The 16762-nt window shown below is 47.9% G+C and carries 16 protein-coding genes; 10 read left to right on the top strand and 6 right to left on the bottom strand.

What is annotated here, in order from left to right; genetic code table 11:
- Nucleotides 1-456, top strand: coding sequence for a ribosomal protein S18-alanine N-acetyltransferase (gene rimI, locus NSQ19_RS14185; RefSeq protein WP_029142997.1), 456 nt, complete (start codon nucleotides 1-3; stop codon nucleotides 454-456).
- Nucleotides 457-1473 carry a tRNA (adenosine(37)-N6)-threonylcarbamoyltransferase complex transferase subunit TsaD gene (tsaD, locus tag NSQ19_RS14180; RefSeq protein WP_013860665.1) on the top strand — a complete coding sequence of 339 codons (1017 nt, stop codon included), beginning with the start codon at nucleotides 457-459 and terminating at the stop codon, nucleotides 1471-1473. It begins immediately after the preceding gene.
- Between the two features lie 303 nt (nucleotides 1474-1776).
- Here the strand turns inward: tsaD and NSQ19_RS14175 are convergent, their stop codons facing one another.
- Nucleotides 1777-3696: an ABC-F family ATP-binding cassette domain-containing protein gene (locus tag NSQ19_RS14175; protein ID WP_029142999.1), complete on the bottom strand. Its 1920-nt coding sequence runs from the start codon at nucleotides 3694-3696 to the stop codon at nucleotides 1777-1779.
- Nucleotides 3697-4009: 313 nt separating this feature from the next.
- Between NSQ19_RS14175 and NSQ19_RS14170 the strand changes: the two genes are divergently transcribed.
- On the top strand, nucleotides 4010-4693 hold the full coding sequence (locus NSQ19_RS14170) for a redox-sensing transcriptional repressor Rex (protein WP_019720794.1): 684 nt from the start codon (nucleotides 4010-4012) through the stop codon (nucleotides 4691-4693).
- Nucleotides 4694-4843: 150 nt separating this feature from the next.
- Complete coding sequence (tatC, locus tag NSQ19_RS14165) at nucleotides 4844-5608, top strand: twin-arginine translocase subunit TatC (protein ID WP_061567072.1); 765 nt, start codon at nucleotides 4844-4846, stop codon at nucleotides 5606-5608.
- Between the two features lie 37 nt (nucleotides 5609-5645).
- Here tatC and NSQ19_RS14160 read toward each other — a convergent pair whose 3' ends face one another.
- Nucleotides 5646-5843 (bottom strand): YdiK family protein, encoded by a 198-nt coding sequence (locus NSQ19_RS14160; protein WP_013860661.1) that lies wholly within the window; start codon nucleotides 5841-5843, stop codon nucleotides 5646-5648.
- The gene (locus NSQ19_RS14155) at nucleotides 5840-6568 is read right to left on the bottom strand and encodes a CPBP family intramembrane glutamic endopeptidase (protein ID WP_029142761.1); all 729 of its coding nucleotides are present in this window, start codon (nucleotides 6566-6568) and stop codon (nucleotides 5840-5842) included. Before NSQ19_RS14155 ends, NSQ19_RS14160 begins: the two co-directional genes overlap by 4 nt.
- 369 nt (nucleotides 6569-6937) lie before the next feature.
- Between NSQ19_RS14155 and groES the strand changes: the two genes are divergently transcribed.
- Both groES and groL read left to right on the top strand, forming a co-directional pair.
- On the top strand, nucleotides 6938-7222 hold the full coding sequence (gene groES / locus NSQ19_RS14150; protein WP_340703074.1) for a co-chaperone GroES: 285 nt from the start codon (nucleotides 6938-6940) through the stop codon (nucleotides 7220-7222).
- Nucleotides 7223-7275: 53 nt separating this feature from the next.
- Nucleotides 7276-8901: a chaperonin GroEL gene (groL, locus tag NSQ19_RS14145; RefSeq protein WP_118498513.1), complete on the top strand. Its 1626-nt coding sequence runs from the start codon at nucleotides 7276-7278 to the stop codon at nucleotides 8899-8901.
- Nucleotides 8902-9298: 397 nt separating this feature from the next.
- Here the strand turns inward: groL and NSQ19_RS14140 are convergent, their stop codons facing one another.
- From NSQ19_RS14140 to NSQ19_RS14130, 3 genes are read right to left on the bottom strand one after another with little or no spacing between them, the layout of a single operon-like run.
- The gene (locus NSQ19_RS14140) at nucleotides 9299-9688 is read right to left on the bottom strand and encodes a GtrA family protein (RefSeq protein WP_013860657.1); all 390 of its coding nucleotides are present in this window, start codon (nucleotides 9686-9688) and stop codon (nucleotides 9299-9301) included.
- Nucleotides 9689-9719: 31 nt separating this feature from the next.
- Nucleotides 9720-10724, bottom strand: a complete 1005-nt coding sequence (locus tag NSQ19_RS14135; RefSeq protein ID WP_013860656.1) for a glycosyltransferase family 2 protein — start codon at nucleotides 10722-10724, stop codon at nucleotides 9720-9722.
- 30 nt (nucleotides 10725-10754) lie between these two features.
- The gene (locus NSQ19_RS14130; protein WP_340703073.1) at nucleotides 10755-12428 is read right to left on the bottom strand and encodes a DUF6044 family protein; all 1674 of its coding nucleotides are present in this window, start codon (nucleotides 12426-12428) and stop codon (nucleotides 10755-10757) included.
- Between the two features lie 211 nt (nucleotides 12429-12639).
- On the opposite strand from NSQ19_RS14130, the gene NSQ19_RS14125 reads away from it, so the two are divergent.
- The 4 genes from NSQ19_RS14125 (at nucleotide 12640) to nadE (ending at nucleotide 16750) form a co-directional block, all read left to right on the top strand.
- On the top strand, nucleotides 12640-13704 hold the full coding sequence (locus tag NSQ19_RS14125; protein ID WP_340703072.1) for a dipeptide epimerase: 1065 nt from the start codon (nucleotides 12640-12642) through the stop codon (nucleotides 13702-13704).
- Between the two features lie 95 nt (nucleotides 13705-13799).
- The gene (locus NSQ19_RS14120) at nucleotides 13800-14354 is read left to right on the top strand and encodes a cysteine hydrolase family protein (RefSeq protein ID WP_340703071.1); all 555 of its coding nucleotides are present in this window, start codon (nucleotides 13800-13802) and stop codon (nucleotides 14352-14354) included.
- A 28-nt stretch (nucleotides 14355-14382) separates the two neighbouring features.
- Complete coding sequence (locus tag NSQ19_RS14115) at nucleotides 14383-15849, top strand: nicotinate phosphoribosyltransferase (RefSeq protein ID WP_340703070.1); 1467 nt, start codon at nucleotides 14383-14385, stop codon at nucleotides 15847-15849.
- Nucleotides 15850-15919: 70 nt separating this feature from the next.
- Nucleotides 15920-16750 carry an ammonia-dependent NAD(+) synthetase gene (nadE, locus tag NSQ19_RS14110; RefSeq protein WP_340703069.1) on the top strand — a complete coding sequence of 277 codons (831 nt, stop codon included), beginning with the start codon at nucleotides 15920-15922 and terminating at the stop codon, nucleotides 16748-16750.
- The last annotated feature ends 12 nt before the right edge of the window (nucleotides 16751-16762 follow it).

The following is a 16762-nucleotide window of genomic DNA, read 5'->3' as shown; positions in this document are numbered from 1 at the left end:
ATGGAAAAAACGGGGAAAATAACGCTGCGGAAAGCCACGCTTAAAGATTTGGACGGAATATATAATGTAGAGATGCGATCTTTTACGATGCCGTGGACACGTGAAGCATTTTACAACGAACTGGTTCACAATCACTTTGCCACGTATCTTGTGCTTGTCGAGAATGAAAAGGTCATCGGTTATTGCGGCGTGTGGGTCATTGTCGATGAGGCGCACGTGACCAATCTTGCGGTGCTCCCGGAGTACCGGGGCCGGAAACTGGGAGAGACGCTGTTAAAAAATGTGATGGCTTATGCCGCATTGAACCATGCCGAAACGCTCAGCCTGGAGGTGCGCGTCAGCAATATAGTTGCGCGCTCCTTATACAGGAAGCTCGGATTTCGGGAAGGCGGCATCCGGAAAGGCTATTACACGGATAATTATGAAGACGCAATTGTGATGTGGGTGAATTTATAAATGGAAAAAGATTTGTTGGTATTAGGCATAGAAACGAGCTGCGATGAAACGGCTGCAGCTGTCATTAAAAACGGGACGGAAATTGTTTCCAATGTGGTCGCTTCCCAGATTGAAAGCCACAAACGGTTCGGCGGGGTGGTGCCGGAGCTTGCATCCCGCCACCATGTCGAGCAGATTACCATTGTCATTGAGGAAGCGATGCAGCAGGCAGGCGCGGCTTTTAAAGACCTGGATGCGATTGCCGTGACAGAAGGGCCCGGGCTTGTGGGTGCGCTGCTTGTTGGCGTCAATGCTGCAAAGGCGCTCAGTTTTGCGCATCAGATTCCACTTGTCGGCGTCCACCATATTGCCGGCCATATTTATGCGAACCGGATCGGGCATGAGATGAAATTTCCGCTGCTTGCGCTCGTCGTTTCAGGCGGGCACACGGAGCTTGTGCTGATGAAGGGCCATGCCGAGTTTGAAGTAATCGGCGAAACGAGAGATGACGCGGCAGGGGAAGCTTATGACAAAGTGGCGCGGACGTTGAACCTTCCTTATCCGGGCGGTCCGCAGATTGACCGGCTTGCCCATGAAGGAAAGCCGGATGTTGATTTGCCGCGATCCTGGCTGGAAGGGACTTATGATTTCAGTTTCAGCGGGCTTAAATCAGCCGTCATTAATACCCTCCATAATGCCGCGCAGCGCGGGGAAAGCATTCGGCCTGAAGATATGGCTGCAAGCTTCCAGCAAAGTGTGATTGATGTATTGGTCGGTAAAACTGTGGAGGCGGCAAAAACGTTCGGCGTCAAAGAAGTGCTGGTCGCCGGCGGTGTTGCCGCGAACAAAGGATTGCGCGCTGCCCTTTCAGAAGCATTCCGGGATCTTCCTGAAGTGGACTTGCGCATCCCGCCGGTCCAGTTATGCACAGACAATGCGGCGATGATTGCCGCATGCGGGACGGTGCTTTTTGAAAAGGGAAAAAGAAGCGCCCTTGATTTAAATGCTTATCCCGGGCTGGACATTGAAAACTTTTAAAAAGGGTTGTGAAAAACCGGTGTATGGGAATCGCCCATACACCGGTTTTTTTGGAGATATGCAGGGGAATTGTGCACAATCTGTGGAAAAGTTGTTGATAAATGATTGGGCTTGTGCAAAACTTTTAAATTTTTTTCCGGACAGGTTGTGGGTATTGTGAATAAATCTGTTGATAATTGTGGATTTTGTGGAAAAACGTTTTAAAAAGCAAGAAATCAAAATATCGCCTGTGTATAAATCTGTGCATGGCACGCGATGCCAAAAATAAAAACCTGTGCAGAACATTTCCGCACAGGTCCAACATTACTCCGCCAGTTCGGCCCACTCTTCCATCAGCGCGTCCAGCTCCGTTTTCCGCTGCTCCAGTTCTTCTGTCAGCTCGCGGATTTTAATATGGTCCTGGAAGATTTCCGGGTCGGCCATTTTTTCTTCCCTGTCATGAATTTCTGTTTCCAACGTTTCAATTCTAGTTTCAATTTCTTCAATCCTCCGCTTTTTTTGCCGCTCGCGTTTTTTTGCTTCTTTATCCTGCCGATAGTTGTTTTTCGCCGGCTGTTCCGCTTTTACCTTTTCTTGTTTCGCGTTTTCCAGGCGCGCAATTTCCAGCATTTCTTCTTTTTTTTGCACATAATAATCATAGTCACCGAGAAATTCACGGGTGCCTTCCGGCGAGAGCTCCACCACTTTTGTGGCGATCCGGTTAATGAAATAGCGGTCGTGGGAAATGAACAGAATGGTTCCCGGGTAATCAATTAGCGCATTTTCCAGCACTTCTTTACTGTCCAAATCAAGATGGTTTGTCGGTTCATCTAAAATCAGAAAGTTCGCCTTTTCCAGCATCAATTTGGCGAGGGCAAGCCGGGCTTTTTCGCCGCCGCTTAAGGATGAGACGGTTTTTAAAACGTCATCGCCGGAAAAAAGAAAATTCCCGAGTGCCGTGCGGATTTCTTTTTCTGTTTTCAGCGGGTATGCATCCCATAATTCCCGGAGGACCGTTTTATTGGAAGATAGGTCGGCCAGTTCTTGATCGTAATAGCCGGTCATAACGCCTGAGCCGTATTCGATCGTGCCGGATATCAGCGGGATTCTCCGTATAATCGACTTCAAAAGCGTTGATTTGCCGATGCCGTTCGGGCCGACAAGGGCAACGCTGTCTTGTTTTTTGACTGAAAGATGGATGTTTTTGGCAACCGGCTCCCCACCGTAGCCGATGGCAGCATCCCGGACATGAAGGACTTCGTTCCCGCTTTGTTTGGCAATTTCAAACGAAAACCGGGCGGATTTTTCATCGCCAAGCGGCTTGTCCATCAATTCCATTTTTTCCAGCTGTTTCCGCCGGCTTTGTGCCCGCTTTGTCGTGGTGGCCCGGGCAATGTTTTTCTGGATGAATGCTTGCAATTTCGCAACTTCTTCCTGCTGCTTTTCATATTGCTTGACTTCCCGTTCGTACTGGGCGGCCTTTTGTTCCAGGTACCGGCTGTAGTTGCCGTGGTATTTTTTGATGGAATGCCTTGAGATTTCATAGACCTGGTTGACGACTTTATCCAGAAAATAACGGTCGTGGGACACGATCAGAATGGCGCCTTCATAGCCTTGTAAATACTGCTCCAGCCAGGTGAGCGTTTCTATATCGAGATGGTTTGTCGGTTCATCCAAAATTAAGATATCCGGCTTTGTGAGCAGCAACTTCGCCAATGCAAGGCGTGTTTTTTGCCCGCCGCTTAACGTCCGGATCGGGGTGCTGTAGTCGTACTGGTCAAAACGGAAGCCATGCAGAACGGACCGGATATCCGCTTCGATCTGATATCCGCCTCCATCTTTAAAGCGTGTCTGCAAAGTATCATAAGCGTGCAGCACTTTTTCATACTCCGCCCGGCGGTTATAAATCGCGGGGTCGGCCATTTTTTGTTCATATTCGCGGAGCTGTTTTTCCATATCCAGCAAATCTTTAAAAACCGACATCATTTCGTCCCAAATGGACAAATCTGATTCGAGCCCGGCATTTTGGGCAAGATAACCGATTTCGACACCATTCGGCACAATGATGGAACCTTCGTCATAAGAAAGCTGGCCGGCAATGATTTTCAGCAGGGTCGATTTTCCGGCCCCGTTTCTCCCGACCAAAGCGATCCGGTCTTTTGTTTGGATTTCTAATTTTATATCCGATAAAATAAGTTCAGCGCCATAATATTTTGTGACTTGTTGAACTTGCAGCAACATCATCGTTATGTTCACCTCTATATCATTGTAAGTGTACAGGAAGGCGAACTGCAACTCAACCGGCGTGATCGAAATTTGTCAAAAAACTTTTCACATAAATCCGTAAAAACCCATGAAAAAAATGCTCATTTGTGATATATTTAACATAGTTGGAGAGAGAAAAAGACGCATGCAGGCATTTTTTAAAACATATTTTTTCTTTGTTCAGATAGGAGTAATATTATAATGAGGAATGGCAGCGCTGCCATTCCGGAATGGACGCACGATTGGAACCAGCAGCACGAAAAATTTAAGCTTTCAACTTGGGGGATTTCACATGAAGGATGAATCAGTAAAAATACCGCAAGCCACCGCAAAACGGCTTCCATTATATTACCGGTACCTGAGAAATTTATATACACTCGGCAAGCAAAGGGTATCATCGGCGGAACTGAGTGAAGCGGTGAAAGTCGACTCCGCCACGATACGCAGGGATTTTTCCTACTTCGGGGCACTTGGGAAAAAAGGTTATGGTTATAATGTAAAATATTTATTGTCTTTCTTCGGCAAGACGCTGAACCAGGATGAGATCACAAATGTAGCGCTGATTGGCGTGGGGAACCTCGGTACAGCCCTTTTGAATTACAATTTTTCGAAGAATAACAGCGCGCGGATTGTTATGGCATTTGACAATGACCCCGGGAAGGTGGGGAGCCATGTTGGCAATGTGCCTGTTTACAGCATGGACGAATTAAGAGAACGGCTTTGCGCGGAAGATGTAACGGTCGTGATTCTAACGGTCCCCGCTTCCAGTGCGCAGGCGGTGACAGACGAGCTTGCCAGTACGAATGTAAAAGGCGTTTTAAACTTTACGCCTGCCCGGCTGAACGTGCCGCCGGATATCCGTGTCCATCATATTGACCTGGCCGTGGAACTGCAGGCACTGATCTACTTTTTAAAACATTATTCAAATGATGAAGAAAATTTGAAAGAAACAAAAGAGCCGGTTGCGAAGCCATAGCCAAAAAGCTTTTTTTCCGTTATCATAATGGGTACAGGGGGTGGCCCGTTTGAAAACGGAATGCAGGCGCAAATGGAAATGGCCGGGTTTGGCTCTGGCGTGCAAAGGGAAAAGGGCGGATTCCACGCCGGCACTTAAAGGAGAACGGCGATGAATGCGAAAAAAATGCCGGTTACCGGACATATCCAGGAATTGAGAAAGCGGTTAATCACCGTTCTCATTTTCTTTCTGTTCGCCCTGGTTGTTGGCTTTTTTACCGCAAAGCCTGTTATACGTTATTTGCAGCACGCCGAAAATGCCGGCATGTTCACGATGAATGCCTTCAGGGTAACCGATCCCATTAAGGTTTTTATGGAAGTTTCGGTTGTGATCGCATGCCTGTTGACCCTGCCGGTGATTTTGTACCAGCTTTGGGCGTTTATAAGCCCGGGGCTGTATGAGAAAGAAAAGAAACTGACATTAAGTTACATTCCTGTTTCCATCCTGCTTTTTATAGCCGGCGTTTCTTTTTCCTATTTCGTGCTTTGTCCGCTGATGGTGAAGTTTATGATGGGCTTGTCAAATGAAATGGGCATTCGTGCGGTGATCGGGATCAGGGAATATATTCAGTTTCTGCTGGAAATCACGCTTCCGTTTGGCTTTGTGTTCCAAATGCCGGTCGTGGTCCTGTTTCTGACCCAGCTTGGCATCATTACGCCGAGGCTGTTGAAAAAGGCAAGAAAATATGCGTATCTTGCTCTGATTGCAGCAGCCGGCATCATTACCCCGCCGGACGTGTTTTCGCAGCTGATTACCTTTGTCCCGCTCGTTTTGCTGTATGAAGCGAGCACGCTGATTTCGAAAATGGCGTACCGCAATGCCCAAAAAGCGGCAAAAGAAATGCCAATGGATGAACAGACGATTCCTTCTGAATAAGAAAGCCGTTTTCCGGACGGAACCGGAAAAACGGCTTTTATTTTTTCACTGAGTTTTTCAGCTTGAAATGGAGAAAGATCAGCCTGATTCCGGAACCCAGATCCAATGTTGCAATCAACAGCAGTAAATAAGAAAAAAAGCCCCAGCCGCCCACTTGTACCTGCTGAATGGCAAAATAAGTGAACAAGGCCCCGAGCAGGCAGTTTACAATTCCTGAAAAAAGTGGTCTCATCATAGAAGTCCTCCAATTGAGCTGTAAATTTCATGTACGGATGTCTGCAGAACGGACGGGTGCAAAAGCAGCCTAACGACCACAATTGTGTTCATGGAAACATGCGCAAACATGGAAACGGTGATCCGGTTTGTTTTCTCATATAAATAAGCGAGCGTCAGCCCTAAAAGGGAATATAAAAACAAGTGGCTCGGTTCGGTATGCGCGAGCCCAAAAATAACCGAGCTGACAATACCGGACAAAAGAAAAGAAAAGCGCCTGCGCAGCGTGCCGAAAATGATTTTCCGAAAGACGATTTCCTCGAGAATCGGCCCGGCGATCGAGCTGATGAGGATGACAAGCGGAAATCTTTCAATCAGCGCCATGATTTGCTGCGTATTGTTGGAGGCAGCCGGGGCACCGAACAATGATTCAATGATAGCGGCTGCAGTCTGGGCAAAGAAACAAAGAAAGACGCCGCTTATTGCCCATATGGCGGATGGCGCGGCCGGAAGCGGTTCGGCCCGGTCTGTTTCTTTCTTTGCGGCTTTTCTTAAAAGATACAGGACGATGATCAGCCCGATGATAAAGCTGATGACGGTCCAAAGCGGGGGCGTCAATGTCCGCATGCTGTCTGCCGGTTCGTGGAAAACGTTCACCCCGGCATAGTAGAGCAACGGATACCCGATGGCGCCGGACAGCAGCATAAGGATGTACGTCACGAGAATATACACATACTCTTTTTTCACGCGCTCTTTTCCTTTCTTGCCAGTTCAAAGTTTAAAGGATCGCAAATTCGTCCAATATGTTCATTGTACTATTGAACCGGGCGGGGTTCAAATGCCGTGCGCCGGGCCAGTCTTTTCAGTTGCATATCCGGATGGTGATCGAGCATACTTATAAAGGGGCAAGCGGCTGAAACGGAGGCGCGCAACCGGCATCCTTTGACAGGGCTCTTTAAAGAGTGCAGGACCCGAAAAAAATAAAAAAAGTTGGATGAGAAGACTTGCAAAAAAGCAAGGAATTATTTATTATAATAAATGTGTTAGCACTCAACTTATGTGAGTGCTAATATTGGCCAAAATTTTACATAATACGAATTAAGGAGGTTGTTTCACGTGTTAAAACCACTGGGTGATCGCGTTGTCATTGAATTAGTTGAATCGGAAGAAAAAACAGCAAGCGGTATTGTCCTGCCTGACACGGTAAAAGAAAAGCCGCAGGAAGGCAAAGTAGTGGCTGTCGGTTCCGGGCGTACCCTTGATAACGGTGAACGTGTTGCCATCGATGTAGCAGCAGGCGACCGCATCATCTTCTCGAAATATGCCGGCACTGAAGTGAAATATGACGGAAAAGAATACTTAATCCTTCGTGAAAGCGATATTCTGGCGGTTGTGGAATAAGCCTGGCTTGTTGAAACATAGAAATAACGATATGACATGAGGAGGTTTTATAAATGGCAAAAGAAATTAAATTCGGCGAAGAAGCCCGCCGCGGTATGCTTCGTGGTGTGGATAAACTGGCAGATGCTGTAAAAGTGACATTGGGCCCGAAAGGACGCAACGTCGTTCTGGAAAAGAAATTCGGTTCTCCGCTGATTACAAATGACGGTGTCACGATCGCAAAAGAAATTGAACTCGAAGACGCGTTTGAAAACATGGGCGCCAAACTTGTCTCCGAAGTGGCCAGCAAAACGAACGATGTAGCTGGTGACGGTACAACCACTGCGACCGTTCTGGCCCAGGCAATGATCCGTGAAGGCCTGAAAAACGTAACAGCAGGCGCAAACCCGGTTGGCATCCGCAAAGGGATTGAAAAAGCGGTTGCGGCTGCTGTTGAAGAATTAAAAGCCATTTCGAAACCAATCGAAGGCAAAGCTTCCATCGCCCAAGTTGCTGCAATTTCCTCTGCTGACGAAGAAGTTGGCGAATTGATCGCTGAAGCAATGGAACGCGTGGGCAACGACGGCGTCATTACCATTGAAGAATCAAAAGGCTTCTCAACGGAATTGGACGTTGTGGAAGGGATGCAGTTTGACCGTGGCTATGCATCGCCTTACATGGTAACGGATTCCGACAAAATGGAAGCTGTTCTGGATAACCCTTATATCTTAATTACAGACAAGAAGATTTCCAATATCCAGGAAATCCTCCCTGTTCTCGAACAAGTTGTCCAACAAGGCAAACCGCTGTTGCTGATTGCGGAAGATGTTGAAGGGGAAGCTCTTGCAACACTCGTTGTCAACAAACTGCGTGGCACATTCAATGCAGTTGCGGTGAAAGCGCCTGGCTTCGGTGACCGCCGCAAAGCGATGCTCGAAGATATTGCAACCCTGACAGGCGGCGAAGTGATCACAGAAGAACTCGGTCTTGATTTAAAATCTGCAACAATTGACCAGCTCGGCCGTGCCGGAAAAGTGGTTGTTACAAAAGAAACAACGACAATCGTGGAAGGGGCAGGCGACTCTGCTGCAATTTCTGCACGTGTAAACCAAATCCGCATGCAATTGGAAGAAACAACTTCCGAATTTGACCGCGAAAAATTACAAGAACGCCTTGCAAAACTGGCTGGCGGCGTAGCAGTCATCAAAGTCGGTGCTGCGACAGAAACCGAATTGAAAGAACGCAAACTGCGTATTGAAGATGCTTTGAACTCTACGCGTGCTGCTGTTGAGGAAGGCATTGTAGCAGGTGGTGGCACGGCGCTTATCAATGTCATCAAGAAAGTCGCTTCCATTGAGGCAGAAGGCGACGTTAAAACAGGCATCAATATCGTTGCACGCGCTTTGGAAGAACCTGTACGCCAAATCGCGGAAAATGCCGGCCTTGAAGGTTCGGTCATTGTGGAACGCCTGAAAAAAGAAAAAGTCGGCATTGGTTACAATGCAGCCAATGGCGAATGGGTCAACATGATTGAAGCGGGTATCGTGGACCCGACGAAAGTAACCCGTTCCGCTCTTCAAAATGCTGCATCTGTTGCTGCAATGCTGCTTACAACAGAAGCGGTTGTTGCCGACAAACCTGAACCGCCGGCACCTGCAGGCGGCGCACCTGACATGGGCGGTATGGGCGGCATGATGTAATAAGCGCCTGAAAATGCTGGTATAACAACCTTTACAGACGTTCAATCCTTGTACCATGTCCATGTTTCGGTTCATGTTTTAGACCATCTGTTTTCAAAGAGGCTCCCGTGAAGTGACCGGGCGCCTCTTTTTTTATACCCTTTTTGCGAATGTTTGCATGCGGATAGGATGTTGGCCTATCAAGAGCCGAAAAGAAAGCGGCATAAGATGTAAGCGTGGTGATCGCGGAATGAAGGGAGTGTATAAACCGTGTGTAAAGTGATTGCGAAATGGAGGCATACCCGTAAGCCGTGATGATGGGGGGGAGAGGCAAGCGGCAAACGTGAGCGTGGCGGCCGCGGAATGAAGGGTCTGGGCGGGTTTACAGGAAAACGAAGGCTTAGGCATGCCGGCCCGGTTATTCCGCGTGTTCACGGAATACCCAGAGCCTTGTGCCAAGAAAATTGACGGCCATCCCTGCCAGTGTGGCGATGATCTTCGCATATAAAAGCGGCCAGCCCCACTGCTGGTGAAAGAGGAAAAGCAGAAGGGAAGTCAGCGCATAGACGATTAAATTGACGGCAATAAACCGTGAAGCCTCGCCCCATGTTGCTTTTTTTCTTACTTGAAACGTCCAGAACCGGTTCAGCAAATAACTGTTTGCCATGCCGGCCGTATAAGAGCAGGCCTGTGCAACAAGATAAGGCACATGGAATGATGTGAGCAGAAAAAATACGAGAAAATCAACAAGCGTATTTCCGGCGCCGACAATGCAAAACTTAAGAAAAGCGGCATATTGTTTGAGCATGGGTCCAGCAAACCTTTCGTAAGTTGTGTTTTCAAGTTTTCATTGTATCACTGTTTTGGCTTAAGGCGAAAGAAGATTTCCCGTCTTTATATAAATTCGTTTCAATAGTATAGCGCGGGCGCCTTTTGACTTCTTTAAAAATTTTGCCGATGTATTCCCCGATCAGCCCTACCGCCATCAACTCCAGGCCGCCAAGGAGCCAGATCGAGATGATCAGGGAAGCCCAGCCGGAGACGGTATGGCCGGCAAGTTCCTCTATAAGGGCATAAAGGCCGACAAAAGCACTTAAAATAAACGTGATAAACCCGAGGGCCGTCACAAAACGGACCGGGGTTATGCTGAAAGACGTAATGCCATCCAGGGCAAAAGCGAGCATTTTCTTTAACGGATATTTTGATTCCCCGGCCATCCGCTCTTTCCGGTCGTAATACACTTTTGCGGAAGGAAACCCGAGCAAAGGGATAATCCCGCGCAAAAACAGATTCGCTTCTTTATATTTTAAAAGTTCCTCCAATGCCCTCTTGCTCATCAGCCGGAAATCAGCATGGTTCGGTACCAGCTGAATCCCCATTTTGCCCATCAGCCAGTAGAACCCTTCCGCACTTGTCCGTTTGAACCAAGTGTCCGTTTCCCGGCTGTCGCGGACGCCGTATACAATATCATAGCCTTGCCAGTATTTTTCCATAAATGCCCGGATCGCCCGGATATCATCCTGCAAATCGGCATCAATGGAGATGACGCAGTCGGAATGCTCACTGGCGACCGTTAGCCCTGCAAGCAGCGCATTCTGGTGCCCGGCATTGCGCGACAGTTTGATGCCTTTTACAAACGGATGTCGGGCCGAAGCGGATTCAATGATCTGCCAGGTTTTGTCACGGCTCCCGTCATCGACAAACAAGAGCGTGCTGTCTTTTGCAATCAGTTTGGACTGGATCAGGGATTCGAGCACCCCGGACAGCTGCTTCATCGTTTCATGCAATACGGCTTCTTCATTATAACAAGGAACAACAATCGTTAATTTCGGATATTGACTCATTCTACAGCATCTCCTTTACCAGCATGATGCTTATTTTGCTTCGTATAAATAAATGGTCCACGCCGAGTCGGCATTTCGGAAAGTTTTTAAAAACCGCAAATGCTCTTCTTCTGCGTTTTGGATCGGGACAGCCGAGAAAATATACCGCCCGCCAAGCGCTTTAAATGCTTTTGTGTCGATGTCAAGATGATGGATTTTGATGCCGCTGTTTTTCCGGAACTCATAATGCTTGCCCAGTTCGCTGACAAAAATATAACAGCGGTTTCCCCATTGGTCAAAATACGTTTTTAATTGTGGGCTTTTATCCAGTTCCCCGGCAATGATTTTCCGGAATTTCCTTTTATAAGACAACGGATAATAATTATTGTATGAATCTAAGGTGTAGAAACCGTTGTACTGGGCAATGGCCGGATAGATCCCGATGCTGGCAACACGGTAAGCGCTTTTCGGTTTTCCGATGTAGCGGCCGATTGCGTGAAACTGGCCCGTCGCGTAAAACTGGTTGAACGAAGGTTTCCCGGCAAAACGGTAATAAATTTCAGGGTTAAACGCAAACAGGACAACCACCTGGGCTATGAGGCAAATTTTTACGAATGCCTTCCACTTTCTGCCGCGTTTCCAAAGAAACCATGCCCCCGCCGCAAACATCGTATAAATGATAAGCGGCCGCAAAAAATGAAACCGTGCAAAGTTAAACGTATTCAGCAGGCTGATCTTTTCTTTTAACGGTTCCCATGCCTTGTTGAACCAGAAAGCATACCAGAGCGATAAAACGGCATTCAGAATAAAAAGCTGCACATACCGTTTTTCCTTTCTCCATGCTTTTGTTTTATAAATCAGCCACATGGCGATAAAAGAGAACGGCAGAATGACAAATGTGTGCACGGTCATATCATGTGTATGCCCGAACACATAATTTTTTAACGCAAGCCGGAGCGTGTGCCAAAAGCCGAGTTTTGAGCTGACAAAATCATTCCGGCTTGTCGGCTCATGGGAAAAGACAAGGGAATACACAAGCCGGTATTCAATCCCTAAATACAGCACCAGCATCCAGCCGATTGCAAAAAAGAACTTCCAGTTGCGCTCCCGTTTCACAAACATATCCCGTATCCACAAAAGCCCCATCGCCGCCAGAAAAAAGAAGAACCCGAGCACAAAGCTGGAATAAAAAGGCAAAAGGGTCAGCGCCAGCCACTCTTTCCATGTGGCCTGCCGGTTCCGGATATTTAAAAAAGCCCAAAGCGCAAGCGGCATCCCCAATGTGCTTAACATGCCGGACGGCCAAAACGGGGTTATCGCAAAGGCGAGAGAAACCCATACCCTGATAAAGTACCCGTCCTGCTCTTGAACAAAATGCCGTTTTAGCAACAGGTACATTCCTAAAAAAGCGAAGACCCTTGTAATCGTCTGGCTGAATGTATAAGCCACAACCGAAGGGAACAGGGCGTAAAGCCACTGGATTCCGCTGAATTCTGTCCCGAACGCATTTCGCGGCAGCCCGTTCATCATTTGTGGAATCGTCGCATTCAGAGGGCCGAACAGCTCCCCGCTGCGGTCGAGCACCCGGTACCAGGCGATATTCGAATCCAGGTTGTCGTGGACTCGGATATGCATATTGCCGCCAAGTATAAACATTGGCGCAAGATAGACGGCCAGCATCCATACGGCCAGCCATAAAGCCTTTCTTTCTTTACTGATCTTCATTCCGGTCTGACACCATCCCGTTTCTATTTTTGGATGTATTGTTCCTTCTCTCCATAAACACGTTTAAATAGACGCGGGCAACCAGGGAAAAGTTCACATAAAAAATACAGGCAAAAATGATGCGGGGGTTAAATCATCGGCCCGTTATTAATGATATAATAAAACCAGCATAAAATGGCATTCGATGCCAGGATGAAGGGAAGAAGCTGCCATGATCATAAATGATGTGCAAGTGCATTACCGGAACATTCCGCTGCTCGTTCCGTTTAAAACAGCATTGCGGCAAGCCAATGAAATTGACAGCATTGAAGTGGAAATCACACTGGACAATGGCATAAAGGGCACAGGGGCAGCTGCGCCAACCGTTGTCATTACAGGCGATTCAACCGAAAGCATCATGTCTGTTGCGGCAGGGCCTGTCAAAGAGGCACTGTCCGGGCATGACTTGCGTGATTTCCAGGGCGCCCTGAAAAAAGTGCAGCGGTGCTGTACGGGCAACACAAGCGCAAAAGCTGCTGCCGACATTGCACTTTACGATGCATACAGCAAATGGTTGAACATTCCGCTGTATGCCTATCTTGGCGGGCAGAAAAATCTCCGGACTTCCATGACAATCGGGGTGGATACGCCCGAAAAAATGGCGTGGGATGCGGAAAAAAGCGTGGAAGCCGGGTTTCATCTGTTGAAAATCAAGGTCGGCACATATCCGGAAATCGATCTCGAACGGATTGAAGCGGTCCGGCGTGCTGTTCCGCCTGATGTCAAACTGCGCCTTGATGCCAATCAGGCGTGGGAACCGAAGCAAGCGGTGCAAATTTTACAAGAGTTGGAAAAAAAGGATTTCGGAATTGAGTTTGTCGAACAGCCGGTACGTGCCGATGACTGGGAAGGGTTAAAGTTTGTAACGGAAAGAACAAAGCTGCCGGTCATGGCAGATGAAAGCCTGTTTTCGGCAAAAGACGCGCTGAAATTGATCGCGGGCCGATTTGCCGACCTGATTAATATTAAACTGATGAAATGCGGCGGGATTTCTGAAGCGTGGAAAATCGCGGACATTGCAGAAGCAAACGGCGTGAAATGCATGGTCGGCAGCATGATGGAGCCTTCTCTTTCTGTGGCGGCAGCTGCCCACTTTGCGGCCGCCCATCCGAATGTGGCCTATATGGATCTGGACGCGCCGCTTTGGTTGTCCGAAGAACCGGATCATTTAACCTATGACGGCGAGGACGTCCTGCTCTCTGACCAGCCCGGCATCGGCATCGTCCAGCCTGTGTAATGGTTGTCCATAAACTTCCGGCATGAAACATTTTGCCGGAAGCCATCTTTCGTGTACAATAAGGATAATTTAAAATGAACGGAGGATGCGATGCAATGGGTGCCCGAAAAGCGTTAATCAATATTGATTATACAAATGACTTTGTAGCTGACGGCGGCCGGTTGACATGCGGCAAACCGGGGCAGCAGATTGAAGAAAACATTGTGGCGCTTACGAAGTCATTTCTTGAAAACGGCGATTATGTGGTCTTCGCGATCGACTGCCATGAGCAAGACGATCCTTATCATCCGGAAACGAAATTGTTCCCTCCCCATAATCTCAATGGCACGCCCGGCCGCGAGCTGTACGGGAAACTGCAGCCGCTTTTTACAGCGTGGAAAGGAAAGAAAAATGTGCATGTCATCGATAAAACCCGTTACAGCGCTTTTTGCGGGACGGATCTGGAGCTCAGGCTGCGGGATCGGGGGATAGAAGAAATCCATTTATGCGGGGTGTGCACTGACATTTGCGTCCTGCATACGGCAGTGGATGCTTACAATAAAGGGTTCAAGCTGGTGGTCCACGAAAACGCGGTGGCAAGTTTTAATCCGGACGGGCACAAATGGGCATTAAGCCATTTTAAAGGTTCGCTCGGAGCGGAAGTGCGGTAAACCCATTAGGTAGGAGTGATTCGAAAGCATGCGTTATAAAGATGACAGTTTAGCGCTTCACACAGATTTATACCAAATCAACATGGCGCAGGCCTATTGGAAAGACGGCATCCACAACCGGAAGGCGGTGTTCGAAGCATTTTTCAGAAAAATACCGTTCGGGAACGGCTACGCCATCTTTGCGGGGCTTGAGCGAATTGTGGATTATTTGAACCACTTTCACTTCACTGAAGAAGATATCGCCTATTTGCGCAGCACCGGCCATTACAGCGAGGATTTTTTGCGGTACTTGTCGGAAATGCGCTTCACCGGAACATTGCGCTCCGTCCGCGAAGGGGAGCTCGTTTTTGGCAACGAACCGCTGATCCAGGTAGAAACGTCTCTGGCTGAAGCGCAAATCATCGAAACCGCCATTTTAAATATCATCAATTACCAGACGCTGATTGCGACAAAGGCTGCGAGAATCCGGTCGGTGGCCGGCGATGATGCTGCCTTGTTCGAATTCGGTTCACGGCGCGCCCATGAATTGGATGCTTCCGTGTGGGGAACGCGGGCGGCCTACATTGGCGGATTTGACGGAACAAGTAATGTCCGGGCCGGGAAAGTGTTCGGCATGCCGACGAGCGGCACGCACGCCCATGCGATGGTGCAGGCATACCGGGATGACTACACCGCTTTTAAAAAATACGCGGAAACGTATAAGAACTGCATTTTTCTTGTCGATACATATGATACACTGGGTTCGGGCGTACCGAACGCCATCAAAGTGGCAAAAGAATTTGGCGATAAAATCAATTTTCTCGGTATCCGCCTGGACAGCGGCGACATGGCTTTTTTATCGAAAAAGGCGCGGGAAATGCTCGACGAAGCGGGGTTTACGGATGCGAAAATTTTTGCATCCAGTGATTTGGATGAATATACGATTTTCCATTTAAAAGCCCAGGGCGCGAAGATTGATGCATGGGGCGTCGGGACGAAACTGATTACCGCATTTGACCAGCCGGCGCTCGGTGCGGTATATAAAATGGTATCCATCGAAGACGGGAACGGGGAAATGCAGGATACGATTAAAATTTCAAGCAATGCCGAAAAAGTGACAACACCGGGGCTGAAAAAAGTATTCCGCATTTTAAACAAACGGACAAACAAGCTGGAGGGCGACTATATTGCCATGCAGGACGAAAATCCGGCAGCGGAAAAGCGGCTGAAGATGTTTCATCCTGTCCATACCTTTATCAGCAAATATGTCACAAACTTTGAAGCCATCAATATCCATGAAACCATCTATGAAAAGGGGCGGCTCGTATACGAACTTCCGCCGCTGGATGCGATCAAACAATATGCGAGAGATAATTTGGACCTGTTGTGGGACGAATATAAACGCATTCTCAATCCAGAAGAATACCCGGTCGATTTGAGCCAGAAATGCTGGGACAACAAAATGCGCAATATAGAAGAAGTGCGGCAAAAAGTGATGCGGTTTGAAGAAGATTAAATGATGATGGCGGTTTTTCCCATCTGTTTTGTGGCAATAAGACAGTAGATGCGGATAAGGAGGATAAAAAATGGACGCAATGCAAAAAAGAATTGTGGAAGAAATGAAAGTAAAACCGGTCATTGACCCGAAAGAAGAAATCCGTAAAAGTGTTGATTTTTTGAAAAGCTATTTAAAAAAATACCCGTTCCTGAAAGGATTCGTGCTTGGTTTATCGGGCGGCCAGGATTCCACTTTGACAGGGAAGCTCGCGCAGATCGCCATCAATGAAATGAAAGAAGAAATCGGCAACCAGGAATATAAATTTATTGCGGTGCGGCTGCCATACGGCGAACAGAAAGATGCGGACGATGTTGAATTGGCCGTCCAGTTTATTCAGCCGGACAAGGACATTACCGTTAATATTAAACCGGCTGTCGATGCAAGTGAAGCTTCCCTGGCAAAAGCGGGCATCGTCCTTTCCGACTATGCAAAAGGAAATGAAAAAGCGCGTGAAAGAATGAAAGTCCAGTACAGCATTGCCGCGATGGAAAATTGCGTTGTGCTTGGGACGGACCATTCTGCGGAAAATGTAACCGGATTTTTCACGAAATACGGTGACGGCGGTTCAGATCTTGTGCCGATTTTCAGGCTGAATAAGCGCCAGGGGAAAATGCTGTTAAAAGAACTCGGCTGCCCGGAACGCCTTTATATGAAGACGCCGACTGCCGACCTCGAAGACGAGCGCCCGCAGCTTTCCGATGAGGCTGCACTTGGTGTGTCATACAACGATATCGACGATTATTTGGAAGGAAAAAAAGTTTCGCCGGAAGCAAAAGCGAAGATTGAATCGTGGTATTTAAAAGGGCAGCATAAACGCCATATGCCGATTACGATTTTTGATGATTTCTGGAAATCATGATAAAGCCGGCCT

It is taken from the genome of Weizmannia sp. FSL W8-1119 (genome assembly GCF_038008605.1).
GTDB lineage: Bacteria > Bacillota > Bacilli > Bacillales > Bacillaceae_C > Weizmannia > Weizmannia coagulans.
This window is presented reverse-complemented; position numbering and strand designations above follow the sequence as displayed.

Bases quoted from the DNA above. Each gene is read 5' to 3' on its own strand.
- rimI (WP_029142997.1), top strand. From the start codon at position 1: ATGGAAAAAACGGGGAAAATAACGCTGCGGAAAGCCACGCTTAAAGAT.
- tsaD (WP_013860665.1), top strand. From the start codon at position 457: ATGGAAAAAGATTTGTTGGTATTAGGCATAGAAACGAGCTGCGATGAA.
- NSQ19_RS14175 (WP_029142999.1), bottom strand. From the start codon at position 3,696: ATGATGTTGCTGCAAGTTCAACAAGTCACAAAATATTATGGCGCTGAA.
- NSQ19_RS14170 (WP_019720794.1), top strand. From the start codon at position 4,010: ATGAAGGATGAATCAGTAAAAATACCGCAAGCCACCGCAAAACGGCTT.
- tatC (WP_061567072.1), top strand. From the start codon at position 4,844: ATGAATGCGAAAAAAATGCCGGTTACCGGACATATCCAGGAATTGAGA.
- NSQ19_RS14160 (WP_013860661.1), bottom strand. From the start codon at position 5,843: ATGATGAGACCACTTTTTTCAGGAATTGTAAACTGCCTGCTCGGGGCC.
- groL (WP_118498513.1), top strand. From the start codon at position 7,276: ATGGCAAAAGAAATTAAATTCGGCGAAGAAGCCCGCCGCGGTATGCTT.
- NSQ19_RS14140 (WP_013860657.1), bottom strand. From the start codon at position 9,688: ATGCTCAAACAATATGCCGCTTTTCTTAAGTTTTGCATTGTCGGCGCC.
- NSQ19_RS14135 (WP_013860656.1), bottom strand. From the start codon at position 10,724: ATGAGTCAATATCCGAAATTAACGATTGTTGTTCCTTGTTATAATGAA.
- NSQ19_RS14130 (WP_340703073.1), bottom strand. From the start codon at position 12,428: ATGAAGATCAGTAAAGAAAGAAAGGCTTTATGGCTGGCCGTATGGATG.
- NSQ19_RS14125 (WP_340703072.1), top strand. From the start codon at position 12,640: ATGATCATAAATGATGTGCAAGTGCATTACCGGAACATTCCGCTGCTC.
- NSQ19_RS14120 (WP_340703071.1), top strand. From the start codon at position 13,800: ATGGGTGCCCGAAAAGCGTTAATCAATATTGATTATACAAATGACTTT.
- NSQ19_RS14115 (WP_340703070.1), top strand. From the start codon at position 14,383: ATGCGTTATAAAGATGACAGTTTAGCGCTTCACACAGATTTATACCAA.
- nadE (WP_340703069.1), top strand. From the start codon at position 15,920: ATGGACGCAATGCAAAAAAGAATTGTGGAAGAAATGAAAGTAAAACCG.